We start from the raw sequence: 26,339 nt of genomic DNA, 5'->3' as shown, positions 1-26,339 counted from the left end.
CAGGGAGTAGCGCTACGTAGTGTCCCGCGTTCGGCCGAGACGTGTCGTTGTGTTGCTCGCGGGCCACGCGCAGCTTCCGGCCGGCACGAAGCGCCTCAGCGCCGCGACAGCACGATCTCGGCGCGCAGCCCGCCCTCGGCGCGGTTAGACAAGGTCAGCGTACCGCCTTCCGCGACGACGGCGAGCTGGACGATGGACAGCCCCAGCCCGAACCCTACCGTGTCGCGCCCGCGCGCCGGGTCGAGCCGGACGAAGGGCTCGAGCACGCGCGTGAGCTGGTCGTCGGGGATGCCTGGTCCGTCGTCCTCGACGCGGATCGTCAGTGCCGCGTCGCCGGGCAGCAGCGTCAGACGCGCGCGCTCGCCGTAATGCAGCGCGTTCTCCACCAGATTGACCAGCGCGCGCTTGAAGCCGAGCCGGCGCACGCTCCACTCGCAGTGATCCGGCCCGTCATATTCGGCGTCCGCCCCGCGGTCCTGCGCGTCGTCGATCACGGTGGCGCACATCACCGCAAGGTCGACCACGCTGGTCGGCTCGGGCTCCGCCTCGCCGCCGAGAAAAGCGAGCAAAGAAGTGATCATCGACTCCATCTCGGCGACGTCGTGCGCGATCGCCTCGCGTGCCTCGAGCTGCGGCAGCGACTCGGTGCGCAGGTGCAGCCGCGCCAGCGGCGTGCGCAGGTCGTGCCCTACGGCCGCCAACGCCTGCGTGCGCCCCGCGATCAGCGCCTGGATGCGATCCTGCATGCGATTGAACGCGCCGATCACGCGGCGCACCTCGCCCGGCCCGTCTTCCTCGACGGGGACGACCTCGCCGTGCCCCACCCGTTCGGCCGCCGCGGCAAGCCGGCGCAAGGGCAGCAGCACGCGCCGCAGCAGGATCCCGCCCAGCACCATCAGCGCGATCGCGGGCACCATCGCCAGCGCGATCCGCTCGAAGGCGAGATTGATCGTCGCGACCGGTTCGAGCGTGCGAAAATACAGCCAGCTGCCGTCATCGAGCCGCAAGCCGCCGGTCACCACCGAGCGCCGCCCCGGGGTCTGCACGCGCAGCCGGAGGTCGGTCGCGGCGAGCGAGGGCTCCCACTCGATCACCTGCCGCTGCATCTCGTCGAGCGCCGGCGCGATCGGCGGCGGGGCGGGCAGCGCCTCGCTCCAGCGCAGCGCGTAGCGGTCGGTGGTGAGCTCGGCCGCCATGCGCTCGCGCTGCGCCGCAGGGCGCTCGGCGAGCAGGCGGCGGCTGATGACGAGATGCTCGGCGAGCCGGTTCGCCTCGTCGTCGCGTACCGCGAACCGGCTGGCGCGCTCGTACAGCAGGGTGCTGGCGCCGAACTCGATCACCAGAGTCAGCAGCAGGATCGCCAGCACCTGGCCGAGCAGGCCGAGCGCGGGGCGGCGCAGCGAGCGCATCCGCGCGCGGGTCAGCCGCGCTCGACCGGCGCGTTGAGCATATAGCCGACGCCGCGCACCGTCACGATCGGCGCGGGTGCGCCCGCGCTGCCGAGCTTGCGACGCAGCCGGCTGATCAGCACGTCGATCGAGCGATCCGAACTATCGCCCAGCCGGGTACGGCTGAGCTCGATCAGCCGCTCGCGCGCGATCACGCGCTGCGCATGGTCGGCGAGCACGACCAGCAGGTCGAACTCGGCGCCGGTGAGATCGACGATCGCGCCGCTGGGCGAGCTCAGCTCGCGCCGCGGCAGATTGATCGTCCAGCCGTCGAAGGTCAGCATGCCCTGGTCGCCCGCGCCGGCGCGGCGGTCGAGCGCGGGCCGGCGCAGCACCGCGCGTACCCGCGCCACCAGCTCGCGCGTGCCGAACGGCTTGGCGATATAGTCGTCCGCGCCCAGCTCGAGTCCGACCACCCGGTCGGTCTCCGAGGCGCGTGCCGACATGAAGATGATCGGCACGTCGCTCTTCTGGCGCAGCGAGCGGCACAGGTCGATCCCGCTGGTGCCGGGCAGCATGATGTCGAGCAGTACGAGGTCCACCGGGCCTGAATCGAGCGCCAGCCACATCTCGGGCGCGGCGGAGGCGGGGCGGACCGCGAAGCCGTTCTCCTGCAGCGCGCGCGCGGTGAGCATGCGGAGCGAGGGATCGTCCTCGACGAGCAGGATCGTTGGAGCGGTCATGCCAGCGGGACCTAAGGTCAGGGCTGATCGGGGTCAATTCGCGCGTGCGGCAGAAAAATGCGGTGGTGCGTAAAAAGCTGTTGCCGGGCGTCGGGGCCGCTGCTAGTGGCCGCGCCTCACCCAGCCGGTCCTCGTCACGAGGGCGGCACAGGCGCCAGAGCGGGCGTAGCTCAGGGGTAGAGCACAACCTTGCCAAGGTTGGGGTCGAGGGTTCGAATCCCTTCGCCCGCTCCAGTCGGCCTCGCCGACGCGACACATCTCAGCGACATTCCGAAGGGCGCCAAGCCTTCATAGCGCGATCGGGGGACCGCGTCGCTCCATGCCGTAGGAGCGCAGCAGTGCGGCGTCCTTTTCCTGCGAGTAGCCGCCCGGCGTGAAGCCGAGCTGTTCCCAGGCGTTGAAGAAGGCCTCCATCTTGCCCGCGGGTGCGTAGCTCAGCAGCAACCGCCCCCTCCCTGCGCCGACGAACGCCCAGGATACAGTCGCCCGTGCCGAGCGGGAACCGCTGATCGCCGACCTGGACGACATAGTCGCCTGCCAGGACGTAGAACAGTTCATCCTCGCCGTGATGGACGTGAAGCGGCGGTCCGCCGCGGCGCTGCTTAGCCTGCTCGACGACGAACAGCGCGCCCCCGGTCTCCCGGGTCACCACCTTGTAGGTGGTGGCGCTCACACCGATCCGGTGCGGCCGACCGTCATGGTCACTGCCGCCCGCACCGCCCCAGCCGACGCCGGCGTCGCGGCGCCTGCTGGCTCGCCGAGCGACGTACTGCCGACCAGCGTGGCCAGCGAAAACCCCAGCATCGTCCGGCGTTCCATACGTCTCCCCTCCCGCTAGTAGTCGACCACGCGAAGGTGCTGGGCCGACTCGTCGGTGATGTCGGAGCCTGAGCGTATCACGGCGCCGGTCTTCGCCGGTCGCGCGATGATTTACAGTCCGAGCGGGCGCCCGGCCGCGGCGCGGACGGGCGAATGATCGGCCGGGGCGGGGGTGAATTGACGTCATGTGCGTGCCACGCCACACCGTCGCGCGATGCCGTCACGCCTCTTCAAGCCCCTGCTCTCCGGCGCACACTTCCGCGAGCGGCTGATCGCCTGCGTCGGCGCCGCGATCGGCATCGCGCTCACCGCTTTGGTCTGTGCCGTGCTGCCGCTGGAGCGCGCCGACCTGCCGCTGATCGTCGCGCCGCTCGGCGCCTCCGCGGTGCTGGTGTTCGCGGTGCCGGCGAGCCCGTTGGCGCAGCCCTGGCCGGTGATCGGCGGCAACACGCTCTCCGCGCTGGTCGGCGTGGCGGTGTACCGGCTCGTCCCCGGCACCGCGCTCGCCGCCGGCGTGGCGGCGGGCAGCGCGATCCTGGTCATGTCGCTGCTGCGCTGCCTCCACCCGCCCGGCGGCGCCGCCGCGCTCACCGCGGTGATCGGCGGCCCGGCGGTGCATGCCGCGGGCTTCGGCTTCGCGCTGCTGCCGGTCGCGCTCAACTCGCTGACGCTGGTCGGCGCGGGTCTGCTGTTCCACCGCGCCACCGCGCGCTCCTATCCGCATCGCGCCGCCGCCCCGGTGTCGGCGGGGCTCCACGCCGCCGACATCGACGCTGCGCTCGCCGACCTGCACGAGACGTTCGACATCGCCCCCGAGGATCTCGACGCCCTGCTCACCCGTGCCGAATGGCATGCGGCGCAGCGCCGCGCCGCGCCGGCGACGGCCGGCTCGACAGCGCGCGCGCGACGCGGCACGCCGGTGGCATGACAAGTACGGCACCCATCCGAGTCGGCATCGGCGGCTGGACCTACGAGCCGTGGCGCGGCACCTTCTATCCCGAGAAATGGCCGCACAAGCGCGAGCTGGACTATGCCAGCCGCCACGTCACCGCGATCGAGGTGAACGGCACCTTCTATTCCTCGTTCAAGCCCGCGACCTTCGCAAGCTGGCGCGACGCCGCGCCCGGGGGTTTCGTCTTCGCGCTCAAGGCGTCGCGCTACTGTGTCACGCGCAAGGTGCTGGCCGAGGCGGGCGAGTCGGTGCAGCGCTTCGTCGGCCAGGGGATCACCGAGCTGGGCGACAAGCTCGGCCCGATCCTGTGGCAGATGGCGGCAACCCGAAAGTTCGACGCCGACGACCTGCGCGCCTTCCTCGCGCTGCTGCCGGCGAAGCAGAACGGGGTCGCGCTGCGCCACGCTGTCCAGGTGCGGCACGAATCGTTCGCGAACCCTGAATTTGTCGCATTGTGCCGCGCCGCCGGCGTGGCGATCGTCTACGGCGACTCCGCAGACTATCCCGCGCTCGCCGATCTCTCGGGCGACTTCGTCTACGCCCGGCTGGAGGACGCGCGCGAGGAGGAGCCCGCGGGCTATGCGCCGGCCGCGCTCGACCGCTGGGCGCAAGTGGCGCGTGACTGGGCGGCGGGGAAGAGCCCCCACGGGCTGCCCTATGTCGCCGAGCCGGCACCGGTGCGGCCGCGCGACACGTTCGTGTTCATGATCAACGGCGCCAAGGTGCGCGCGCCGCATGCCGCGATGGCGCTGCTCAACCGGCTGGGGTGGACCCCGGCGTAGCGCGAATGTTGCGAATGTTGAGTCACCACGCGGTGTCACACGAACCGTACACTGCGCCCGCGAGGCACTCTGGGCGCGCGCATGTTGCGAATGTTGAGCCGCCGGCACGCATGCCGACACAACCGGGCGAGGCGATCGACGGGCAAGGTCGGCGAGCATGCGGGCGTCCTGAACTCCGATACACCCGAGCCGATCCGTGCTCCGGCGAACGCCGGAGCCCAGGCCGGGAGGATGACGCTCGCCGCGCTGGGCTCCTGCGAACGCAGGAGCACGCTTCGGCTCAGACGATCAGGACGGAATGATAGCCGCACGCGCCGGCTGTAGGACAGCCGGCCCGCGCTCAGCCCAGCCGGTCGCGCAGGTCGAGCAGCGCCAGCGCCGCCTTGGCCGCGGCGCCGCCCTTGTCGAGCTGCGCCGGATCGGCGCGCACGATCGCCTGTGCCTCGTCCTCGGTGGTGAGCACGCCGTTGCCGATCGCCACCCCGTCCATCGTCAGCGCCATGATCCCGCGCGCGCTCTCGTTGGCGACGATCTCGAAATGATAGGTCTCGCCGCGGATCACCACGCCGAGCGCGACAAAGGCGTCCCAGCGCCCGCGCTCGGACGCCATGGCGATCGCGCCGGGCAATTCCAGCGCGCCGGGCACGGTGAGCACCTCGCAGCTATGCCCGGCGGCCTCGATCGCGCCGCGCGCGCCCGCCACGAGCAGGTCGTTGAGATGGTCGTAGAAGCGTGCCTCGACGATCAGGATATGCGCCACGCTGGTCTCCTCGATGTGGTCGTATGATGGTGCTGCCCACGCAGGGGTGCGCGCCGGCACTGCGCCCCTTCACGTCATCCCCGCGCAGGCGGGAATCCAGACGCGCGGTCCTCGCGCCTCTCGTCCTGAGCCGCGCCAGGTACGTGCCGTCGGGGGCGGCTGGCGCTGCACACCGCCACGCCCGCCAGCGTGTCTGGATCCCCGCCTTCGCGGGGATGACGAAAGGTGGTGGTGCGGCCGCGATAGGACGCGAGCCGAGGTCGAGGCGAAGGGGGTGACCGGCCACTCCGTCCCTCGCTCGCGCCTGGCAGGTCGCGCTCGGCTCACCCCGCCCACCCCGCTCAGTCGATCTCGCGCTCGCCGACGATCGACAGGCCGTAGCCGTCGAGCCCGACCAAAGTGTGGTGCGTGTTGGTCAGCAGCACCATGTCGTGGACGGAGAGCTCGGCGAGGATCATCGCGCCGACGCCATAGTCGCGCAGTTCCTCCATATCGACCGTTACCGCCTCGCCCGCCTTCATCCGCACCGCGGTGGTGAAGGCGTCGGCGCGCTGGCGGTTGATCACGACGATCACCCCCGCGCCGGCCTCGCCGATGAGCTCCATCGAGCGCGACAGCAGGTGGCTGCGCTGGCTGTCCTCGCCGAACATGTCGGCGAAGGGCGAGAGCGCGTGCATCCGCACCAGCGTCGGCTTGCTCGGATCGACCCGGCCCTTGACCAGCGCGATCTGCTCGGTGCCGGTCGCCTTGTTGCGATAGGCGCGCACCGTCCAGTCGCCGCCCCAGCGGCTGGTGAAGGGCGCCTCGCTGACCAGCTCGACGAGATGGTCGTGGCGGCGGCGATAGGCGATCAGGTCGCGGATCGTACCGATCTTGAGGTGGTGGAACTGCGCGAAGGTGACGAGATCGTCGAGTCGCGCCATCGTGCCGTCCTCGTTCATGATCTCGCAGATCACGCCCGAGGGGTTGAGCCCGGCGAGCCGCGCGACGTCGACCGCCGCCTCGGTATGGCCGGCGCGCACCAGCACGCCGCCGTCGCGCGCCACCAGCGGGAAGACGTGGCCGGGGGTGACGATGTCGTCGCGCGCCTTGGTCGAGTCGATCGCCACCGCGATCGTGCGCGCGCGGTCGGCGGCGGAGATGCCGGTGGTGACCCCCTCCTTCGCCTCGATCGAGACGGTGAAGGCGGTCTCGTGGCGGGTGCCGTTGTTGCGGCTCATCAGGTCGAGCCCGAGCTGCTCGACGCGGCCCTTGGTCAGCGCGAGGCAGATCAGCCCGCGGCCGTACTTGGCCATGAAGTTGATCTTCTCGGGCGTCGCCATCTGCGCGGGAATGACGAGATCGCCCTCGTTCTCGCGATCCTCGTCGTCGACCAGGATGAACATCCGGCCGTTGCGCGCCTCGTCGATCAGTTCCTCGGGCGAGGAGAGATAGCCGTGGCGCAGCCGCGCCAGCGCCGCCGGCTCAGCGACCACGATAATGCTCCATCCGCTGGAGATAACGCGCGAGCACGTCGATCTCGATGTTGACCGCCTCTCCCTCGGCCAGGGCGCCGAGCGTGGTGACTGCCTGGGTGTGCGGGATCAGGTTGACGGTAAAGCGCGTGCCGTCGGCCATGTCCTCCACCGCGTTGACGGTGAGCGAGACGCCGTCGACCGTCACCGAGCCCTTGGGCGCGAGGAACGGCGCCAGGTCGCCCGGCACGCGCAAGGCGATGCGGCGCGAGTCGCCGTCGGCGGTGATCGCCTCCACCGTCGCAACGCCGTCGACATGGCCGGTGACGATATGCCCGCCGAGCTCGTCGCCCAGCTTCATCGCGCGTTCGAGGTTGAGGCTGCGCCCCTCGGCCCATTGCGCGGGCGCGGTGCGGCTCCGCGTCTCGTGCGAGACGTCGACCGCGAACCAGCCGCCGACGCCGCTCTCGTGCGGCGCCTTGTCGACGACGGTCAGGCACACGCCCGAGCAGGCGATCGACGCGCCGAGCTCGATCGTGGCGACGTCATAGGCGGTGTCGATCACCACGCGGGTGTCGCCGCGCTGCGCGATCTGGCGGATGGTGCCGATGTCGGAGACGATGCCGGTGAACATGATGACCTCTCAGCCGCGCTCGTAGACTTCGAGCCGATCGCTGCCAAGCTGGCGCGCGTCGGCGAGCCGCCAGCGCGCGTGCGCGTCGCCGAGCGCGGCGAGCCCGATGTCGGGCAGCGTGCGCCCGCCGCCGATCAGGATCGGCGCGCGGTAGAGCAGCAGGCGATCGACCAGGTCGGCGCGCAGGAAGGCGGCGGCGGTGCGCGCGCCACCCTCGACGAGCAGGTGGTCGGCGGGAAGGGAGGCGATTCGGGCGGGGGATTCGATCCAGCGCGGGTCGTCCTCACGCGCGGCCGACGCCCCCGACGACAGCACCACCCGGAGCGGCGCACGCGCCTCCAGCCCCGCGAGCCGGACATCGAGCCGCGGCCGGTCCGCTTCCCAGGTGCCGCGGCCGACCAGGATCGCGTCGTGGCGCGCGCGCTCGAGATGCGCGTGTGCGCGCGCCTCCGGTCCGGTGATCCACTGGCTGCGCCCGTCCGCCATCGCCGCGGCGCCGTCGAGCGACAGCGCCAGCTTGAGCGTCACGCAGGGCCGCCCGAGGGCACGCCGCGTAAGGAACCCCGCCATCGCGCGCCGCGCCGCCGCGGCGTCGACGCCCACATCCACCGCGATCCCCGCCGCGCGCAGCCGCGCCAGACCGGCGCCGTCGGTACGCGGGTCGGGATCGCCGAGCGCCACCACCGCGCGCGCGATCCCCGCCGCGGCGAGCAGGTCGGCGCAGGCGGGGCCGCGCGGGCTGGCGTGGGCGCAGGGCTCGAGCGTGACATAGGCAGTGGCGCCGCGCGCGCGCGCGCCCGCCTGGTCGAGCGCCATCGCCTCGGCGTGCGGGCGGCCGCCGGCCTGGGTCCAGCCGCGGCCGACCACCGCGCCGTCGCGGACGAGGACGCAGCCGACGTTCGGATTGGGGTAGGTGCGCGCGCGCGTCCGCTCGGACAGTGCGAGCGCGGCGGCCATCCAGCGGGGATCGGAGGGGAGGTCAGCGCACATCGGCACGCCACCATCGGCTGGCCCTCGACAGAATGCGCTCAACTCGCCCTCCAACGTCACCCCGGCGCAGGCCGGGGTCCAGTTGCGGGACGGCAGCGGCACTCACTGCGCTCTTCCCATCTGGGCCCCGGCCTCCGCCGGGGCGACGGAGAGGGTACGGCATCACCGCCTGCCCCGCCCCGCTCAGATCCCCATCGCGTTGAGCTTGTCGTCGAGCCGCTTGAAGCCCTGGCGCAGCTTCTCCTCGCGCGCGCGCTGCTCGCGCTGGGCGATCTCGCGTTTGGCCTGGTCGATCTGCTGCTGCGCGACGATCTGCGCATCGGTGCGATCCAGCTTCCACTGCTCGAAGTAGATGATGTTCGGCTTATATTCCTTCTCGAAGTACGAATCGTGGAAGAACGCCCAGACGAGAAAGCCGGTGATCGCCACCGATAGTGCCAGGAACCCCCATTCGTAGCGCTCGCGCGTGTGGAAGAACAAGCGGAGGTCACGCGCGGCGCGCAGCGGCGACAGTCGGGCGAAGAACTGCATCGCGACGATATAGGGGGTTAGACGCCGCGGTTCGAGTCCGCCGCGGCATCGAGCCGCGCGAGCGCGCGGTCGCGCCCGATCAGCGGCAGCAGCGCGGCCATGTCGGGACCGTGGTCGCGCCCGGTCAGCGCGCGGCGCAGCGGCAGGAACAGCGGCTTGCCCTTGCGCCCGCTCTCCGCCTTGAGCCGCGCGGTGAGCGCGTGCCACGGATCGCCCGCCCAGTCGATCGCGCGCGCCGCGGCGCCGGCCTGGGCGAGATAGGCGCCGTCCTCGGCGGCGATCGCCGCCTCGATCGGTCCCTCGATCACACCCCACCAGTCGGCCGCCTCGGCGACGGTGGCGAGATTGGGCCGCACCGCGTCCCACGCCGCGGCGTCCATCCCCGCAGGGAGCCGGTCGGCGACCGCCTCGTACGGCAGCTGGTGGACGACGCGCGCGCTCACCTGGGCCAGCTCGGCCTCGTCGAACCGCGCGGGCGCGCGGCCGAAGTGCGCGAAGTCGAGCGCCTCGATCAGCGGCGCCGGGTCGGCGAGCGGCTCGACCGGCTGGCTGGTGCCGATCCGGGCCAGCAGCGAGAGCACCGCTGCCGGCTCGATCCCGCTCTCGCGGAAATGGTCGACCCCGAGCGAGCCGAGCCGCTTCGACAATTTGCCCTCGCTCCCGGTCAGCAGCGCGGCGTGCGCGAAGGCGGGCGCGGGCGCGTCCATCGCCGCGAACATCTGCAGCTGGAGCGCAGTGTTCGAGACATGGTCCTCGCCGCGGACCACGTGCGTGATGCCGAGATCGGCGTCGTCGATCGCCGAGGGTAGCATGTACAGCCACGAGCCGTCGGCGCGGCGAACCACCGGGTCGCTCATCGTCGCCGGATCGAAGCGCTGCGGACCGCGCACCAGGTCGTCCCACTCGATCGGCGAGTCGTGGTCGAGCTTGAAGCGCCAGTGCGGGCGCACGCCGTCCCGCTCCAATGCCTGGCGCTCGGCGTCGGTGAGGCGGAGCGCGGCGCGATCGTACACCGGCGGCAGCCCGCGGCCGAGCAGCACCTTGCGCTTCAGGTCCAGCTCCTGCGCGCTCTCATAGGCCGGGTAGATCCGTCCCGCAGCGACCAGAGCGTCGAAGCGCGCCTGGTAGAGCGCGAACCGCTCCGACTGGCGCACCTCCTGGTCGGGCACCAGCCCGAGCCAGGCGAGGTCGGCGCGGATCGAGTCGACGTAGCGCTCCTCGCTGCGCTCGGCGTCGGTGTCGTCGATGCGCAGCACGAAGCGCCCGCCGTCGCGCCGCGCCAGCATCCAGCTGTGCAGCGCGGTGCGGATGTTGCCGACGTGGAGCCGCCCGGTCGGCGACGGCGCGAAGCGGGTGACGGTGGGAGAGGAAGGGCTGGTCATGGCCCGCCCGCGCTTACGCGCCGCCCCTTCCCCTCGCCAGCCCCCCAGCCTAGAGCAACGGGCGCGAAAGGGTGTTCTCGATGAAATTGATGACCGGCAATTCCAACCTGCCGCTGGCGCGCGCGATCTCGGACTATCTCGAGGTGCCGCTGACCGAGGCGCTGGTGCGCCGCTTTGCCGACGAGGAGATCTTCGTCGAGATCATGGAGAACGTGCGCGGCGAGGACGTCTTCGTTGTCCAGTCGACCAGCTATCCGGTCAACGACAACCTGATGGAGCTGCTGATCATGATCGACGCGCTGAAGCGCGCGTCGGCCAAGCGGATCACCGCCGTGCTCCCCTATTTCGGCTACGCGCGGCAGGACCGTAAGCCCGGGCCGCGCACTCCGATCTCGGCCAAGCTGGTCGCCAACCTGCTGACCACCGCGGGCGCCGACCGCGTGCTCTCGGTCGACCTGCACGCCGGGCAGATCCAGGGCTTCTTCGACATCCCCACCGACAATCTCTTCGGCGCGCCGGTGATGTCGCAGGACATTCGCGCGCGCTTCGGCGAGAAGAACCTGATGGTGGTCTCGCCCGACGTCGGCGGCGTGGTGCGCGCGCGCGCGCTGTCGAAGCGGCTCGACAACGCCCCGCTCGCGATCGTCGACAAGCGCCGCGAGCGCGCCGGCGAGTCCGAGGTCATGAACATCATCGGCGACGTCGAGGGGCGCTTCTGCGTGCTGATCGACGACATCGTCGACTCGGCCGGCACGCTCTGCAACGCCGCCGCCGCGTTGCGCGAGGCGGGCGCGGAGGGCGTGGTCGCCTATGTCAGCCACGGCGTGCTCTCGGGCGGCGCGGTGGCGCGGGTCGAGGGCTCGGCGCTGCACGAGCTGGTCATCACCGACTCGATCGGCAACCACGAGGCGATCGGCGGGGCGGCGAAGATCCGCCATCTCACCATCGCGCCGCTGCTCGCCGAGGCGATCCGCCGCATCGCCGACGAGTCGAGCGTCAGCAGCCTGTTCGACTGAGGCCCGCGACGGCGCGGGCGTCAGCCGATCCCCAGCCGCCGCTCCATTTCCTCGAGCGGCACGCCCTTGGTCTCGGGGAAGTAGAGCGCCACCACGACGAGCTGCAGCAGCATCATCGCCGCGAACACGTAGAAGGGCAGGCTCACCGACAAAGCCGCCACCGTCGGGAAGGCGGCGGCGATGATCGCGTCCAGCCCCCAGTGCGTCGAGGCGCCGACCGCGCTGCCGCGCCCGCGCACCGCGGTGGGGAAGACCTCGCTGATATAGACCCAGATCACCGCGCCCGTGCTCGGCGCGAAGAAGGCGATGAAGCCGATCAGCGCGGGCAGCACGATCCAGCCCGGCAGCGACCCGCCGAGCGCCAGCCCCGCCACGGTGAGGCTGGCCGCCATGCCGGCCGAGCCGACCATCAGCAGCGTCTTGCGCCCGAGCCGGTCGATCAGGAGCATGCCCACCGCGGTGAAGATGCCGTTCACGACGCCGATGATGATCGCCTGGACGTCGGCCGAGAGCGCGCCCCCGGCGGCCGCGAAGATGTCGTTGAGATAATAGAGCAAGGCGTTGATGCCCGAGAGCTGGTTGAAGCCCGCCACCAGCAGCGCCAGCATGATCGGCTTGCGGTGACGCCGCCACGACAGCTTCTCCCCGCTGGGCTTCGCGGCGAAGCCGGCGTGGATCGCGGCCAGCTCCTTCTCGGCCTGCTCCTCGCCCATGCCGACGCGGGCGAGCGCGTCGCGCGCCTCGGCGACGCGACCCTTGGCCATCAGCCAGCGCGGCGAGTGCGGGATGCGCAGCAGCAGCAGCAGGAAGACGATCGCGGGCGCGGCCGAGACGCCGAACTTCCAGCGCCAGTCGTCCGCGCCCAGCGCCAGCGCGGCGATGATCGCGTTCGACACATACGCCAGCAGGATGCCGAGGATGATGTTGAACTGGAACGCCGCGACCAGCCCGCCCCGGCGCGCGGGCGGGGCGATCTCGGAGATATAGACCGGCGCCAGCACCGACGAACCGCCCACCGCCAACCCCGCGATCACGCGGAAGAAGACGAGCGATTCCCAGCTCCACGCCAGCCCGCAGCCGATGCCCCCGGCGACATAGAAGAGCGCGAGCACGCGCAGCGTGTCGCGGCTGCCGAAGCGGTCGCCCGGGATGCCCGCGAACAGCGCGCCGATCAGCGTGCCCCACAGCGCGGAGGAGACGGTCACGCCGAGCCAGAAGCTGTCGAGCCCGTAGGCGCGCGTCAGTGATACGGTCGTGCCCGAGATCACCGCGGTGTCGAAGCCGAACAGCAGCCCCGCGAGCGCGGCGGTGACGATGCAGGCGAGCAGCCCGGCGTTGAGCGGCGGCGCGCTGCCGCCCGATTGATCCGGGACTATCGCCGTCACCGCCATCCGTCCTGTCCTTCTCTCAGCTCGCGAACCCGCTCAGCAGCCTGGCGACATTGGCACCCAGCGCCTCCACCGCATAGCCGCCTTCCATCACGATCGCGCACGGCAGCCCGGTCGCGGCGATGTCGCCCGCCAGGACCGCATAGTCCGAGGTGGTGAGGCGGAAGTGGCTGATCGGGTCGCCCTCCCACGTGTCCGCGCCGAAGCTGAGCACGAGGAAGTCGGCGCCGAAGGCGGCGATCGCCTCGAGTGCCTGCGCCTGCGCGGCGCGGAACCCGGCCAGCACGGTGCCGCGCGGCAGCGGCAGGTTGAGCGTCGCGCCCGCCCCCTCGCCCTCACCGCGCTCGTCGGCATGGCCCCAGTAGAAGGGATAGTCGCTCGCCGGGTCGGCGTGGACCGAGGCGTAGAGGACGTCGCCGCGCGCGTAGAAGATGTCCTGCGTGCCGTTGCCGTGGTGATAGTCGATGTCGAGCACCGCCACCCGCGCGCGCCCCGCGTCGCGCGCTGCCTGCGCCGCCACCGCCGCGACGTTGACGTGGCAGTAGCCGCCGCAATAGTCGCGCCCGGCATGATGGCCGGGCGGGCGGCACAAGGCGAAGGCGGCGCGCTCGCCGTCGAGCACCGCTTGGGTCGCGGCGAGCGCGGTCTGCGCGCTCCAGTAGGCGGCGTTCCAGGTATGGTCGGTGATCGGCGTGGTCGCGTCGAAGGCGTGCGCGCCGAGCAGCGCGTCGATCCGCGACAGCGCCAGCGGGCGCCGGCCGACGATCGGGAAGGCGTAGGGGATCGCGTCGCCCGGCCGCCCCGCCGCGCGCCACAGCGCGGGCGCGTCGCGGAGGAAGTCAAGATAGGCGGCGTCGTGCACCGCCGCGATCGGCGCGCGACCGCGGTCCGGTGGCGCCTCCGCCCCGCCGATCGCAGCGAGGATCATCGCGGCGCGCTCTGGCACCTCGGCGTAGGCGGTGAAGGCGCCATTGTGCAGTTCCAGCGCGGGCGCGTGCAGTGCCTGCTGCGGCGCGTAGAAGCGCCTCACCGGCGCGGGCGTTCGTGGCTGACGGTCAATCGGACTCTCGCGCGACCTCTGGACGATCTCCACGCCGTGCCGCCGGCACCGCGCCTTCGTCAAGTCGACGTGAGAATGTCCCAGATCCGATCCACTTCCGTTGCGATCCCGTTTGACCGCGGCGGGGCGCTCGGCGAGGTTCCGCCGCGGCCCGCGGGGGCGGGCCGAAACGGGGGTTCACATCATGGTTCATGTATACGCCGCGGCCGCGGCGCTGTTGCTCGTGGGCGGCGCCGCCGGCGCGCAGACCGTCGCTACGCCGGCGCAGCCCGCGGCCGTCGCGCCGATCGCCGCACCGGTAACCGGGCAGGCGGTGCTGCGCACCGGCACCGAGGTGCCGCTGAAGCTCACCGAGGAGCTCACCACCAAGGGCAAGAAGCTCAAGATCGGCCAGCGCGTCCACCTCGAGACCGCGGAGCCGCTGCTGGTGCAGGGCACCACCGTCGTGCCGGCGGGCACGCCCGCGGTCGGCGAGCTCACGGAGGTCCGCAACAAGGGCATGTGGGGCAAGTCGGGCCATTTCGCGGCGCGGCTGCTCTACCTCACCGTCAACGGTCGCCAGGTGCGGCTGTCGGGCGGCTTCGACGACAAGGGGACCGCCGGGGGCATCGGGGCCACGGCGGTGTCGGCGCTGGTGTTCCTGCCGGCGGGCTTCTTCATGACCGGCACCAGCGCGCATCTCGCGGTCGGCACACCGGTGAAGGGCTTCGTCGACGAGGACGTGCCGCTCGCCTTCGCCGCGGCGGCGCCGGCCCCGCTGGCGGTGACGCCGGTGGCCGCTACGCCGATCGTCGCCGCCGCGGCGGCCGCACCGGTCGCCGCCGCCGTGCCCGTCGCCGCGGTGGCGCCCGCGAAGTGAGCCGCGCCCCGCGCCGCCCGGCCTGACCGGGTGGCGCGGGTCACCGCCGCGCTTTCCCGCGCCGTGAACGCGGCCTAAGGGTCGCGCGATGGACCAGCCGACCAGCGCCACCTCGCTCGCCGCGGCGCGCGCGCACCCGGAGACGGGCGCGGCGGCGTTCGGCGCGCTGGTGGTCGCCAACAGCGCGCTCGCCTTCGGGCCGCTGTTCGTCCGGCTCGCCGACGTCGGCCCGGTCGCCGCCGCCTTCTGGCGCATGGCGCTGGCGTTGCCGCTGCTCGGCGGCGCCGCGCTGGTGGCGGCGCGGCGCACGCGCGGGGTCGCTCCCGCGACGTCCGCGCCGGCGCGGCGCACCTGGCTGCTCGCGCTCGCCGGGCTGGCCTTCGCCGCCGATCTCGGCACCTGGCATGCCGGCATCCTGCAGACGACCATGGCCAACGCCACCCTGCTCGGCAACTCGGCGACCTTCCTGTTCCCGCTGTGGGGCTTCCTGGTGGCGCGGACCTGGCCGACGCGGTGGCAGGGACTGGCGCTGCTGCTCGCCGCTGCCGGCGCGGCGCTGCTGATGGGCCGCTCCTACCAGCTCGACCCGCGCCAACTCGGCGGCGACCTGCTCTGCGTCTGCGCGGGGGTGCTCTACGCGATCTATTTCATCCTGATGTCCGACGTGCGCCGCGCGATGGCGCCGCTGCCCGCGCTGGCGCTCTCGTCGGCGGCCTCGCTGCTGCCGCTGCTGGTGATCGCGCTCGCGCTGGGTGAGCGGATCATACCGGGGAACTGGACCCCGCTGCTGGGCGTCGCACTGGTCAGCCAGGTGATCGGCCAGGGCTGCATGATCTACGCGCTGGGGCGCGCCGCGCCGCTGGTGATCGGGCTGGCGCTGCTGATCCAGCCGATGGTCGCCACCGCGGTGGGCTGGGTCTGGTTCGGCGAGACGCTCGGCGGCCCCGACCTGGTCGGCGTGGCGATGATCGCGGCGGCGTTGGTGCTGGTGCGGCGCGAGCGCGAGGGTGCTAGACCGGCGGAGACGTTGCCGGCGGGCAACCCGGTGACGAAGGAAGCGTGATGAGTGACGATGCCGCAGCGGTCGCGCCGCAGGACCTGACGCTCGACGAGGTGCGCGCGCTGCTCGCCCCCGCGATCGCCGCCAACGCCGCCTTCGACGGCTGGGGCGACGCCGCGCGCGACCTCGCCGCCGAGAACCACGACATCGACGCCGACGTCGCGCGGCTCGCCTTCGCGGACGGGCCGGTCGCGATGATCGACGCCTGGTTCGACCATGTCGACGCCGAGATGGCGCGCGCGCTGCCGCCCGAGCGGCTCGGCGCGATGAAGATCCGCGAGCGAGTTACCGCGCTGGTCGAGGCGCGGCTGACGGTGCTGGCGCCCGAGCGCGAGGCGCTGCGACGCGCGCGCGCGGTGCTGGCGCTGCCGCAGAATGTCGCGCGCGCGGCGCGACTCGGCTGGCGCAGCGTCGATCGCATGTGGCGGCTCGCGGGCGACCGCGCGACCGACTACAATCATTACACCAAGCGCGCGATGCTGCTGGCGGTCTATGCCGCGACCACGACCGTTTTCCTCGACGACGAGAGCGAGGCGCACGCCGATACCAGCGCCTTCCTGGCGCGACGGATCGACGGCATCATGCGCTTCGAGAAGAGCAAGGCGGCGTTCCAGCAGCGCGCCATGCGCCGCCCCAGCCTGAGCCGGTTCGTCGGTCGCCTGCGCTACCCCGTCGTCTGACCCGACGCGGCGATAGGGCATCGCAGCTTATTGATAATCAGTTGCATGCGCCCTATACCGGGGCCGTGACCGCGATCCGCTCCCCCCGCCATGCCGCCGCTCACCACGCGGCCGACTCGCTCACGCTCGAGACGCTGCCGCGTCGACGGTCGGCGACGGTGGGGTCGATCGAGTGGGCGCGGCTCGCCTCGCCCGAGGCGCGGCGTCTGCGCGAGCTCGGCTTCGACGAGGGCGTCGCCATCGAGGTGCTGCACCGCTCGCGGCTGGGCGGCGGGCCGATCGCCTGCCGTATCGGGCGGATGACGGTGGCGCTGCGCCGCGCCGTGGCGCGCGCGATCAGCGTCTCGCCCGATCCGCTGCCGGCGGAATGACCCGCCGCTCCTGATGGAACTCCCGCCGCTGGTCGCGATGGTCGGCAATCCCAATGCCGGCAAGAGCGCGCTGTTCAACGCGCTGACGGGCGCGCGGCAGAAGGTCGGCAACTACCCCGGCGTCACCGTGGAGCGACACTCCGGCCGGCTCGCACTCGACGACGGCCGCCCGGTCGAATTGGTCGACCTGCCCGGCGCCTATAGCCTCGACCCGGCATCGCCCGACGAGCGCGTGACGCGCGACGTCGTCACCGGCGCGCAGGCGGGCGAGCGGCTGCCCGACGCGCTGCTGGTGGTGATCGACGCCTCCAACCTCGACAACCACCTGCGCTTCGCGATGCAGCTGATCGCGCTGGGTCTGCCGGTGGTGGTGGCGCTCAACATGGTCGACCTTGCCGAGCGCGACGGGCTGGTGCTCGATCCCGCGGTGCTCGAGCGCGAGCTCGGCGTGCCGGTGGTGCCGACCGTCGCGGTGCGGCGCCGCGGCATCGATCTGCTGCGCGGTCAGCTCACCGCGCTGGTCGGCGGATCGCCCGCGGCGGTGGGGCTGCGCCGGCTGCGCGCCTCGGACGGCAGCGTCGACGACGATATCGTCACGCTCCAGCGCCGCGCGCGCGCGATCGCCGCCGCCGCGACGGTGAGCGAGACGCCGGTGCGGCGCTGGAACCACATGCTCGACTCGGTCGCGCTCCATCCCCTGTTCGGACCGGTGCTGCTGGTCGCGCTGCTGTTCGTGATGTTCCAGGCGGTGTTCAGCTGGTCGGAGGCGCCGATCGGCTGGATCGAGGGTGCTTTTGCCGCGGCGGAGGCGTGGTTGAAGGGCGTGCTGCCCGACGGCTTCCTGCGCTCGCTGCTGACCGACGGCGTGATCGCGGGGGTGGGCGCGGTGGTGGTGTTCCTGCCGCAGATCCTGATCCTGTTCCTCTTCATCCTGGTGCTGGAGGCGAGCGGCTATATGGTCCGCGCCGCCTTCCTGATGGACCGGCTGATGGCGCAGGTGGGCCTCTCCGGACGCGCCTTCATCCCGTTGCTCTCCAGCTTCGCCTGCGCGGTGCCCGGGATCATGGCGACGCGCACGATCGAGGACGAGAAGGACCGGTTGACCACGATCCTGATCGCGCCGCTGATGACCTGCTCGGCGCGGCTGCCGGTCTACACGATCATCATCGGTGCGTTCATCCCGGCGCGGCAGGTGCTGCCGTTCGTCGGGCTGCAGGGGCTGGTGCTGTTCGCGCTCTACCTGCTCGGCATCGTCGGCGCGTTCGTGGCGGCGCTGCTGCTGCGGCGCACCGTGACCAAGGGCGAGTCGTCCGGTTTCATGATGGAGATGCCCAAATATCAGATGCCGCGGCTGCGCGACGTCGGGCTGGGGCTGTGGAGCCGTACCGAGATCTTCCTCAAGCGCGCGGGCACCACGATCGCGCTGACCACGGTGGTGCTGTGGGCGCTGCTCAGCTTTCCGCAGGCGCCGGCGGGGCAGAAACAGGTCGAATATTCGATCGGCGGTCGCATCGCGAGCGGGCTGGAAGTGATCGTCCGCCCGATCGGCTTCAATCACGACATCGCGCTGGCGCTGATCCCGACGATGGCGGCGCGCGAGATCGCGGTGGCGGCGATCGGCACCGCTTATGCGATCGACGATACCGAAAACGCCTCGGGCGCGAAGAGCCTCGTCGATCATCTGCGCGGGCGCTGGTCGCTGCCCACCGCGCTCGCCTTCCTGATGTGGTTCGTGTTCGCGCCGCAATGCATCTCGACGATCGCGGTGACGCGGCGCGAGACCAACGGCTGGCGCTGGCCGCTGTTCATGATCGGCTATCTGTTCGCGGCGGCCTATGTGATGGCGGGGATCACTTATTGGCTGGCGGTGGCGGCGGGGCTGTGACTATCTAGGCCATCGGTCGCCGACCCGCTCCTGGCGGGGGCGCCGCGGTACGCCGGCGTGGCCGGCACTCACCAGCAGGCGCCGGCGGTACCGGCGCGCAGAGGATTCGATGGCAGGCAGCGTCAACAAGGTCATTCTCGTCGGCAATCTCGGGCGCGACCCCGAGTCGCGCTCGTTCCAGAACGGCGGCAAGGTGGTGAACCTCCGCATCGCCACGTCGGAATCGTGGAAGGATCGCAACACCGGCGAGCGCAAGGAGAAGACCGAGTGGCACTCGGTCGCGATCTTCAACGAGGGGCTCGCCAACGTCGCCGAGCGCTTCCTGCGCAAGGGCAGCAAGGTCTATATCGAGGGCCAGCTGCAGACGCGTAAGTGGCAGGACCAGCAGGGCAACGACAAATATTCCACCGAGGTGGTGCTGCAGGGCTTCAACTCGGTGCTGACGATGCTCGACGGGCCGCAGGGTAGCGGCGGTGGCGGCGGTGCCCGCGACGATTTCGGCGGCGGTGACGACTTCGGCGGCGGCGGCGGCGGCGGCGGACGCGGCGGTTCGCGCGGCGGTGGTGGCTTCGGCGGCGGCGCGGGCGGCGGTGCCGGCGCTGGTGGCGGAAGCGGTAGCAGCGGCAGCCGGGGCGGTGGCAACTTCGGGGGCGGCTTCGCAGACGACCTGGACGACGACGTGCCCTTCTGATGCGAGGTCGCTCTAGGATCTGAAGCAGGGGCGTCGGTGCCGAGGCAGACCGCGAGGCTTGCTGAGATGGTGTTGGCGTGGCTCCACGATACCGCTGTTAAGCAACGGCGATCGGGTCTGTTTCCGGAACGTTGCGCGCGCGCAGGCGCTTACGCCGAGACGATTCGGAGAGGACCGACATGATGAGCCTTCGTACGACGATACTCGCCGCCACCGCCGTGCTGGCGCTCGGCGCATGCAGCCGCGGGAACGACACGACGCAGGCCGGCGCGGCGAACGGCAGCGACCTCGGCGCGACCGGGATGGCGACCGCCACGCCGACCGCTGCCGCGCCAGCCGCCGCCGGTCAGAGCTTCGCCAACACCGCGGCCGCCAGCGACGCGTTCGAGATCGAGACCTCGCGGCTGGCGCTCACCAACGCTTCCTCGCCGGCGGTCAAGCGCTTCGCCAAGGCGATGATCGACGCGCACGAGGCCTCCACCGCCAAGCTGAAGACCGTCACCGCCGGACTGTCGCCCGCGATCCAGCCGGTCGCGACGCTCAGCGCCGAGCAGCAGCAGACGGTGGAGAGCCTGCGCGCCGCCAAGGGCAGCGCGTTCGACAGCGCCTATGCCGCGGCGCAGTCGGCGGCGCACCAGCAGACGCTCGACGTGCTCAAGGCCTATGCCGCCTCGGGTGACGTGCCCGCGCTCAAGACGTTCGCGCAGGATCTGGTACCGACCGTTACCGCGCATCTCAACATGGCCAAGGGGCTCAAGGTCTAAGTCACGACTCGCGCGGGTGATCCCCGCGTCGCCGCCGGGCGCCCGCTCGGCCGCGCCGCGTGCGATCACCGCCGCCTCCCGAGCGATCGGCGCTCCGGCGATCGCACTCCCGGACCCCGATGGAGCGCGCCAGGACCTGCGGCGCGACGCGCTCCTTGGGAGGTGGCGCCCGGCGCCGTCGCTTGACGTTGAAGACGTCTATACGCCGCCTGCGCTCATCCCGACGGGAGGTCAGAAAGCGTAGCGCACCGTGCAATAGGGCAGGGCTTCGCCCAGCCAGGCGAGGAAGCGATCGAGCCACTGCCGCTTCCAAACCGCCTTGTAGCGCAGGTTGCGCATCCCCGACTGGCTCCACTTGCGCTCCTGCAGGTCGGGTCGCCAGAGCCATTCCTCCGCGCGCGGGTGCCACAGCAGATTGAGGTCGTGCAGCCCCTCATTGTGGGTGAGGAAGATCACCTCGCACTTCAGCTGCGCCCGCGCCGTCGGGGAGAGCGCGGCGTCGAGCTCGGCGAAGAGCGCCTTCCAGTCGGCTTCCCACCCCTCGCGGACGATCACGGGGGAGAAGTTGACGTGCACCTCGTAGCCCGCGTCGACGAAGTCGTTGATCGCGGCGATGCGCTCGCTCATCGCCGACGTGCGCACGTCGACCACCTTGGCGATCGTCTCGGGCATCAGGCTGAAGCGCACGCGGGTGCGACCCTGCGGGTCGTAGTCGAGCAGGTCGCGATTGACGAACTTGGTCGCGAACGAGCCCTTGGCGTTGGGGATGTCGCGGAACGCGGCGACGAGATCGCGCACATTGTCCGACAGTGACGCGTCGATCGAGAGGTCGCCGTTCTCGCCCAGATCATAGACCCAGTCGACCGGGTCGATGCTGTCGGGGGCGGGCTTGGGGCCCAGCCTGGCGGCATGGCGCCCGATCGCCCGCGCGATCGCGTCGACGTTGACGAAGATGCTGATCGGATTGGCATAGCCCTTCCGGCGGCCGACATAACAATAGGCGCATGCCATCGCGCAGCCGTTCGACGAAGATGGCGCGATGAAGTCCGCCGAACGCCCGTTCGGCCGCATCGACAGGCCCTTCTTGACGCCGAGCACGAGGACGTCGCGCTTGACCCGCAACCAGTCCTCCGCGAGCGCGGGATCGGACAGCGCATCGATTTTCCAGTGGCTCGGCACCTCGATCTGTTCGGCATCGGGGAAACGGGCCAGCACGTCGCGCCCGCGCGCGAACTCCCGCACCGCCGGCTCCAGGTAGATCAGCCTCGGGTCGATGAGCGTGCGGGGCAGTGCCATGCGGGCGATATGGGGTGCCGTCGCGCCCGCACCATGCGCCTCGCCCGCGGTGAGACACGCATCACGCGATCACGCCGGCGGACCCGAGGCGATCGCGACCGTGCTTTTGAAGCCGCAGTGGCGCAGAAAGAAGCGACATAAGTTATTATTTAGTTAACCTTTCGCGAGGCGACTGGCAGGGACGCCGCTCCGCGGCCGAGCGCCGCGTCCTGCTGACGTGACGTAAGAGGAATCCGTATGAAGAATCTCGTGGCTATCGCCCTGGTGGCAGCCGCCTCGACCGGTGCGGCCTCGTCGGCCACCGCCGCCACCTTCCCGGTGGGCTCGCGCAACTTCAAGGCGACTCCGGGCGCCGGCGGCTCCTTCTCGGGCGCCTTCTTCAACCGCGGCATCCGCGCGGGGGCGTTCACCGACACCTTCACCTTCACCTTGCCGACCGACGGCCTGGGCAGCGGCACGGTGACGACCAGCGTGACCGACCTCGGCTCGGTCAGCGACGTCGATTTTACCTCGGTGTTCATCAACGGCGTCGCCGCCGAGATCACGCGCACCGCCGGCGGCGCCTTCGAGGTCGCCTTCGTCAACAACGTGCCGATCGTCGCGGGTGAGCTGAACCGCCTCGTCGTCAACGGCATCTCGCGCGGCAACGGTGCCTATGGCGGCCAGGCGACGTTCGCGCCGCTGAGCTCGGCGGTACCTGAGCCCGCCACCTGGGCGATGATGATCATGGGCTTCGGCGTGGTCGGCTACGCGATGCGCCGCCGCCGCGTGACCTTCCGCCCGCGTCAGGCCGTCTGATCGAGCGGCTTCCGCCACTCATCGACCTGCTCGGGGGAGGGGCGCTTCGACGGCGCCCCTCCCCCTCGTCGTTTCGGCGGCTCGGTTGCGGGCGACACGTCGCCCAGGCGGGTCGTCGGCCGGGATCGTTCCACTCCGTCTCCGCCACCACTTGACGGCACGCCGCCGCTTCCGCAGGCTGATGGTAACGATACCACCACGTCGGATGGCGGCCAGGAGAGAAGCGGAGATGACGCTACCACGTGTCACGATGGACCGGCGCGCGGCGCTGCTGGGCGGGGCGGCCGCCGGTGCCGCCCTTTCCGTCCGCGCGGAGGCCGCGACGCCGCGGCGGGACGATGCCGTTGCCGCCCGCTGTACCACGCCGCGGAGCGCGATCGCGCGCACGCGCTATGGCCCGGTGCGCGGCTACGTCTCCGACGACGTGCTGGTCTTCAAGGGCATCCCGTATGGCGACGACACCGGCGGCGGCAATCGCTGGCTGCCGGCCAAGCCGCCGACGCCGTGGCAGCACGCCTATCCCGCGCTCGCCTACGGTGCCAACTGCCCCCAGACGCCGCACAGCTTCCGCGCCAAGGAGCATACCTTCCTGCAGCAATGGACCGACGGCTTCCAGGGCGAGGACATGCTCAAGCTCAACGTCTGGACGCCGTCGCTGAGCGGCAGCCGACCGGTGATGGTCTATTTCCACGGCGGCGGCTTCAGCTTCGGTTCCTCCTACGAGCTCGCCTCGCACGACGGCGCGCAGATGGCACGCCATCACGACGTGGTGCAGGTGTCGATCAATCACCGGCTCAACGTGCTCGGCTTCCTCGACATGACCGAGGTCGGCGGCAGCGCGTACGAGGGGTCGGTCAACGTCGGCATGACCGACTGCGTCGCCGCGCTGCGCTGGGTGCAGGAGAACATCGCCGGCTTCGGCGGCGATCCCGACAAGGTGATGATCTACGGCCAGTCCGGCGGCGGATCGAAGGTCACCACGCTGCTCGGCATGCCCTCGACCCGCGGCATGGTCCACCGCGCCGCGATCCAGTCGGGCGGCGGCGGCAACATTCCCGGCCGCGACCAGTCGCGCGACTACGCCCGGCGCGTGGTGAAGGAGCTGGGCGTCGGCCCGCGCGACCTCGCGGCGTTGCAAGCGATGCCGTGGCAACGCCTGTTCGACGCGAGCAACAAGGTGGCGGGCGAGATCAACGGCCCGATGCGTCGCTCGTTCTGGTTCGCCATGGGTCCGGGTGCGCCGCCGCGCGTGGGCTGGGGCCCGACGCTCGACGAGGCGACGGTCACGCTGCGCTCGTTCCACGACGCCGCGCCGGAGCAGGCGCGCGACGTGCCGCTGCTGATCGGCTCGGTCAGCGAGGAGGGCATGTCGTACAGCTCCAACCCCAGCGAGGCGGAGTGGCGCGCGTCGCTTGCGAAGGATCTCGGCGCCGGAAAGGCGGACGCGCTGATCGCCGCGATGAGGCGCGCGCAGCCGAACAAGAGCATCCGGACGCTCTCCTACGGCGTGGGCGGCTACGCGCAGCGCAACAACGTGCAGCGCATGGTCAAGCTGCGCCACGACGCGGGCGGTGCGCCCGCCTACCAATATTGGTTCACCTGGCAGTCGCCCCAGCTCGACGGCCAGTGCGGCGCCTGGCACACCGCCGAGCTCGCCTTCTGCTTCGACAACACCGCGCTGTGCGATCAGGGGACCGGCAACACGCCGGCCGCCCGCGCGCTGGCGCGCCGGACCGCGACGGCCTGGGCGCAGTTCGCCCGCACGGGCAACCCCAGCCAGCCCGGCCTGGCCTGGGAGGCGACCGACCCGAACCGCTGCCAGACCATGATCCTCGACGATCACTGCCGCATGGCGGACGATCCGGACGGCGACGTGCGCCGGGTGCTGCTCGCCTGAGCGACAGGGCAGATGGACGTCACGGACGCCTTCGTGCGACGAGGGTGATCGTGGGGCGGTATTCGCGAACGAGCGGCAGGACGGAGCGCTAGGATGATCGACGTCAGAACCACGCGCGCGCTCTCGCGACGCCACTTCCTCACTAGTGCGGCGGTGCTGCCGCTGGCGGTACCCGCCCTCGATGCCGACGCGGCGCCGCTCGCGGCGGCCGTCCCGGACCGGCTTCGTGCCTTTGACCTGCGCGACGTCGATCTCGCGGACGGTCCCTTCCTCCACGCGCAACGGATGACCGAGGCCTATCTGCTGCGGCTCGAACCCGACCGGCTGCTCCACAATTTTCGCGTGAACGCCGGGCTGGCGGCGAAGGCACCGGTCTACGGCGGGTGGGAGTCCGAGCCGACCTGGGCCGACATCAACTGCCACGGCCACACGCTCGGCCATTATCTCACCGCCTGCGCGCTGGCGTGGCGCTCGACCGGTGACGCGCGCTTTCGCGAGCGGGTCGACTATATCGCGGACGAGCTCGCCGCCTGCCAGCGAGCCTCGGACAGCGGCCTGGTCTGCGCCTTCCCCAAGGGGCCGGCGCTCGTGGCGGCGCACCTGCGCGGCGAGCCGATCACGGGCGTGCCCTGGTACACGCTGCACAAGATCTTCGCCGGGCTGCGCGACGCGGCGCTGCTGGCGGACAGCCAGCGCGCCCGCGCGGTGCTGATCCGGTTCGCCGACTGGGCGGTGGTGGCGACGCGTCCGCTGTCGGACCAGCAGTTCGAGGCCATGCTCGAGACCGAGCATGGCGGCATGAACGAGATCTTCGCCGACCTCTATCTGATGACCGGCAACGCCGATTACCGCACCCTGGCGCAGCGCTTCTCGCACAAGGCGATCCTGGAGCCGCTGGCGCGCCAGCGCGATCACCTCGACGGGCTCCACGCCAACACGCAGATCCCCAAGGTCATCGGCTTCGAGCGTGTCTATGCCGCCACCGGCGAGACGCGCTACCGCGACGCCGCCGCCTTCTTCTGGCGCACGGTCGCGCACACGCGCTCGTTCGCGACCGGGGGGCACGGCGACAACGAGCATTTCTTTCCTATGGCCGCCTTCGCCGAGCACGTCTTCTCCGCCAAGGGATCGGAGACGTGCTGCCAGCACAACATGCTGCGGCTGACGCGCGCGCTGTTCCTCCAGGAGCCCAGCGCCGATTACGCCGACTTCTACGAGCGCGTGCTGTACAACGGCATCCTCGCCTCGCAGGACCCGGACAGCGGCATGGCGACCTATTTCCAGGGCGCCCGCCCCGGCTATATGAAATTGTACCACACGCCCGAGGCTTCCTTCTGGTGCTGCACCGGCACGGGCATGGAGAACCACGTCAAATACCGCGACTCGATCTACTTCCACGACGATCGCTCGCTCTACGTGAACCTCTTCATCCCCTCCGCCGTGCGCTGGACCGAGCGGCAGGCGACGCTGACCCAGACCACCAGCTTCCCGGAGCAGCCCGGCACCGCGCTGCGCTGGACGCTCGCGGCCCCGACCGAGCTGACGCTCCAGCTGCGCCACCCGCGCTGGAGCCGCGAGGCGACCGTGCGGGTGAACGGGCGCGAGGTCATGCGCTCGCGCGCGCCGGGGCGCTATCTCGCGCTGACGCGGACCTGGCGCGACGGCGACCGCGTCGAGCTACGCCTCGCGATGGACGTGACGGTGGAGGAGGCGCCGGCGGCGCCGGGCATCGCCGCGATCCTGTACGGGCCGCTGGTAATGGCGGGCGCGCTGGGAAGCGACGGTCTCGCCCCGGGCGCCGACATCGTGGTCAACGAGCGCCGCTACGGCAGCTACAACGATGCCCCGTTCACCGCACCGACGCTCGCCGGCGACGCCACGTCGCTCGCCCGGGCAGTGCGGCCCACGGGGACTCCGCTGGAGTTCACCATCACGTCGGCGGATCGTCGCGAGGTCCGCCTCATCCCCTATCACCGCATCGCGCACGAGCGTTACGCGACGTACTGGCAGCTGAGTGACCCGACGTAGCGCTTCCGTCCCCGCCGACGCGGGGGCGCCGTCGCGCGCCTCGCGACGCTCGCGCGGGCTCAGCGGATGTTTTTCCGTCGGTCTCAGGTCAGGGTCGGCGACGAATCCAGC

26 protein-coding genes, 1 tRNA gene and 1 pseudogene are annotated in these 26,339 nt (G+C 71.3%); 14 read left to right on the top strand and 14 right to left on the bottom strand.

The window, feature by feature from the left end; genetic code table 11:
• Positions 1-95 precede the first annotated feature (95 nt).
• Together FHY03_RS10680 and FHY03_RS10675 are read right to left on the bottom strand one after the other, a co-directional pair.
• A complete protein-coding gene (locus FHY03_RS10680) occupies positions 96-1,409 on the bottom strand; it encodes an ATP-binding protein (protein ID WP_183922434.1) in 1,314 nt (437 codons plus the stop codon).
• 11 nt (positions 1,410-1,420) lie between these two features.
• The gene (locus FHY03_RS10675) at positions 1,421-2,131 is read right to left on the bottom strand and encodes a response regulator transcription factor (RefSeq protein WP_132908299.1); all 711 of its coding nucleotides are present in this window, start codon (positions 2,129-2,131) and stop codon (positions 1,421-1,423) included.
• Between the two features lie 159 nt (positions 2,132-2,290).
• Here FHY03_RS10675 and FHY03_RS10670 point away from each other — a divergent pair.
• Positions 2,291-2,365, top strand: a tRNA-Gly gene (locus tag FHY03_RS10670).
• Positions 2,366-2,419: 54 nt separating this feature from the next.
• On the opposite strand, the gene FHY03_RS21045 is transcribed toward FHY03_RS10670, so the two are convergent.
• The 3 genes and pseudogenes from FHY03_RS21045 to FHY03_RS21040 form a co-directional block, all read right to left on the bottom strand.
• Positions 2,420-2,575, bottom strand: a complete 156-nt coding sequence (locus FHY03_RS21045) for a hypothetical protein (protein WP_260158968.1) — start codon at positions 2,573-2,575, stop codon at positions 2,420-2,422.
• 82 nt (positions 2,576-2,657) lie between these two features.
• Positions 2,658-2,780: pseudogene (locus FHY03_RS21330) on the bottom strand (cupin domain-containing protein); the annotation flags it as partial.
• 20 nt (positions 2,781-2,800) lie between these two features.
• Positions 2,801-2,950: a hypothetical protein gene (locus FHY03_RS21040; RefSeq protein WP_260158876.1), complete on the bottom strand. Its 150-nt coding sequence runs from the start codon at positions 2,948-2,950 to the stop codon at positions 2,801-2,803.
• Between the two features lie 214 nt (positions 2,951-3,164).
• On the opposite strand from FHY03_RS21040, the gene FHY03_RS10660 reads away from it, so the two are divergent.
• Together FHY03_RS10660 and FHY03_RS10655 are read left to right on the top strand one after the other, a co-directional pair.
• A complete protein-coding gene (locus tag FHY03_RS10660) occupies positions 3,165-3,878 on the top strand; it encodes an HPP family protein (protein WP_183922436.1) in 714 nt (237 codons plus the stop codon).
• A complete protein-coding gene (locus FHY03_RS10655) occupies positions 3,875-4,684 on the top strand; it encodes a DUF72 domain-containing protein (protein ID WP_183930693.1) in 810 nt (269 codons plus the stop codon). The genes FHY03_RS10660 and FHY03_RS10655 overlap by 4 nt, the downstream gene beginning before the upstream one ends.
• 340 nt (positions 4,685-5,024) lie before the next feature.
• On the opposite strand, the gene ribH is transcribed toward FHY03_RS10655, so the two are convergent.
• The 6 genes from ribH to FHY03_RS10625 all read right to left on the bottom strand — a co-directional run bounded on the left by ribH (position 5,025) and on the right by FHY03_RS10625 (position 10,435).
• On the bottom strand, positions 5,025-5,444 hold the full coding sequence (ribH, locus tag FHY03_RS10650) for a 6,7-dimethyl-8-ribityllumazine synthase (RefSeq protein ID WP_183922440.1): 420 nt from the start codon (positions 5,442-5,444) through the stop codon (positions 5,025-5,027).
• A 341-nt stretch (positions 5,445-5,785) separates the two neighbouring features.
• Positions 5,786-6,919 carry a 3,4-dihydroxy-2-butanone-4-phosphate synthase gene (gene ribB / locus FHY03_RS10645; RefSeq protein WP_183930692.1) on the bottom strand — a complete coding sequence of 378 codons (1,134 nt, stop codon included), beginning with the start codon at positions 6,917-6,919 and terminating at the stop codon, positions 5,786-5,788.
• Positions 6,909-7,532 (bottom strand): riboflavin synthase, encoded by a 624-nt coding sequence (locus tag FHY03_RS10640; RefSeq protein WP_183930690.1) that lies wholly within the window; start codon positions 7,530-7,532, stop codon positions 6,909-6,911. The genes ribB and FHY03_RS10640 overlap by 11 nt, the downstream gene beginning before the upstream one ends.
• Before the next feature lie 9 nt (positions 7,533-7,541).
• A complete protein-coding gene (gene ribD / locus FHY03_RS10635; protein ID WP_221190124.1) occupies positions 7,542-8,489 on the bottom strand; it encodes a bifunctional diaminohydroxyphosphoribosylaminopyrimidine deaminase/5-amino-6-(5-phosphoribosylamino)uracil reductase RibD in 948 nt (315 codons plus the stop codon).
• A 216-nt stretch (positions 8,490-8,705) separates the two neighbouring features.
• Entirely contained in the window at positions 8,706-9,053 is a 348-nt protein-coding gene (locus FHY03_RS10630; RefSeq protein WP_183922448.1) for a hypothetical protein, read from the bottom strand.
• 17 nt (positions 9,054-9,070) lie between these two features.
• Entirely contained in the window at positions 9,071-10,435 is a 1,365-nt protein-coding gene (locus tag FHY03_RS10625) for a glutamate--tRNA ligase (protein ID WP_183930686.1), read from the bottom strand.
• A gap of 80 nt (positions 10,436-10,515) precedes the next feature.
• Here FHY03_RS10625 and FHY03_RS10620 point away from each other — a divergent pair, with 80 nt between their 5' ends.
• Entirely contained in the window at positions 10,516-11,451 is a 936-nt protein-coding gene (locus FHY03_RS10620) for a ribose-phosphate pyrophosphokinase (protein ID WP_183930684.1), read from the top strand.
• 20 nt (positions 11,452-11,471) lie between these two features.
• On the opposite strand, the gene FHY03_RS10615 is transcribed toward FHY03_RS10620, so the two are convergent.
• Together FHY03_RS10615 and FHY03_RS10610 are read right to left on the bottom strand one after the other, a co-directional pair.
• Complete coding sequence (locus tag FHY03_RS10615) at positions 11,472-12,836, bottom strand: sugar porter family MFS transporter (RefSeq protein WP_311721365.1); 1,365 nt, start codon at positions 12,834-12,836, stop codon at positions 11,472-11,474.
• Positions 12,837-12,858: 22 nt separating this feature from the next.
• A complete protein-coding gene (locus FHY03_RS10610) occupies positions 12,859-13,869 on the bottom strand; it encodes a histone deacetylase family protein (RefSeq protein WP_183922456.1) in 1,011 nt (336 codons plus the stop codon).
• Between the two features lie 214 nt (positions 13,870-14,083).
• Here FHY03_RS10610 and FHY03_RS10605 point away from each other — a divergent pair, with 214 nt between their 5' ends.
• The 7 genes from FHY03_RS10605 to FHY03_RS10575 all read left to right on the top strand — a co-directional run bounded on the left by FHY03_RS10605 (position 14,084) and on the right by FHY03_RS10575 (position 20,209).
• Complete coding sequence (locus FHY03_RS10605; protein ID WP_183930680.1) at positions 14,084-14,758, top strand: hypothetical protein; 675 nt, start codon at positions 14,084-14,086, stop codon at positions 14,756-14,758.
• An 88-nt stretch (positions 14,759-14,846) separates the two neighbouring features.
• Positions 14,847-15,821: a DMT family transporter gene (locus tag FHY03_RS10600; protein WP_183930678.1), complete on the top strand. Its 975-nt coding sequence runs from the start codon at positions 14,847-14,849 to the stop codon at positions 15,819-15,821.
• Entirely contained in the window at positions 15,821-16,498 is a 678-nt protein-coding gene (locus FHY03_RS10595; RefSeq protein WP_183930676.1) for a COQ9 family protein, read from the top strand. Before FHY03_RS10600 ends, FHY03_RS10595 begins: the two co-directional genes overlap by 1 nt.
• 65 nt (positions 16,499-16,563) lie before the next feature.
• The gene (locus tag FHY03_RS10590) at positions 16,564-16,869 is read left to right on the top strand and encodes a FeoA family protein (RefSeq protein ID WP_311721364.1); all 306 of its coding nucleotides are present in this window, start codon (positions 16,564-16,566) and stop codon (positions 16,867-16,869) included.
• Between the two features lie 13 nt (positions 16,870-16,882).
• Complete coding sequence (locus FHY03_RS10585) at positions 16,883-18,754, top strand: ferrous iron transporter B (RefSeq protein ID WP_183930674.1); 1,872 nt, start codon at positions 16,883-16,885, stop codon at positions 18,752-18,754.
• Positions 18,755-18,863: 109 nt separating this feature from the next.
• On the top strand, positions 18,864-19,445 hold the full coding sequence (gene ssb / locus FHY03_RS10580; protein ID WP_183930672.1) for a single-stranded DNA-binding protein: 582 nt from the start codon (positions 18,864-18,866) through the stop codon (positions 19,443-19,445).
• Positions 19,446-19,627: 182 nt separating this feature from the next.
• A complete protein-coding gene (locus FHY03_RS10575) occupies positions 19,628-20,209 on the top strand; it encodes a DUF4142 domain-containing protein (protein WP_183922475.1) in 582 nt (193 codons plus the stop codon).
• A gap of 231 nt (positions 20,210-20,440) precedes the next feature.
• On the opposite strand, the gene FHY03_RS10570 is transcribed toward FHY03_RS10575, so the two are convergent.
• A complete protein-coding gene (locus FHY03_RS10570; protein ID WP_183930670.1) occupies positions 20,441-21,505 on the bottom strand; it encodes a spore photoproduct lyase family protein in 1,065 nt (354 codons plus the stop codon).
• 249 nt (positions 21,506-21,754) lie between these two features.
• Here FHY03_RS10570 and FHY03_RS10565 point away from each other — a divergent pair, with 249 nt between their 5' ends.
• From FHY03_RS10565 to FHY03_RS10555, 3 genes are all read left to right on the top strand, one after another.
• Complete coding sequence (locus FHY03_RS10565; RefSeq protein ID WP_311721363.1) at positions 21,755-22,303, top strand: FxDxF family PEP-CTERM protein; 549 nt, start codon at positions 21,755-21,757, stop codon at positions 22,301-22,303.
• A 229-nt stretch (positions 22,304-22,532) separates the two neighbouring features.
• Entirely contained in the window at positions 22,533-24,200 is a 1,668-nt protein-coding gene (locus FHY03_RS10560) for a carboxylesterase/lipase family protein (RefSeq protein ID WP_183930668.1), read from the top strand.
• Between the two features lie 93 nt (positions 24,201-24,293).
• On the top strand, positions 24,294-26,228 hold the full coding sequence (locus tag FHY03_RS10555; RefSeq protein WP_183930666.1) for a glycoside hydrolase family 127 protein: 1,935 nt from the start codon (positions 24,294-24,296) through the stop codon (positions 26,226-26,228).
• Positions 26,229-26,339: the final 111 nt, after the last annotated feature.

It is taken from the genome of Sphingomonas sp. BK345 (genome assembly GCF_014193845.1).
Taxonomy (GTDB): Bacteria; Pseudomonadota; Alphaproteobacteria; order Sphingomonadales; family Sphingomonadaceae; genus Sphingomonas.
This window is presented reverse-complemented; position numbering and strand designations above follow the sequence as displayed.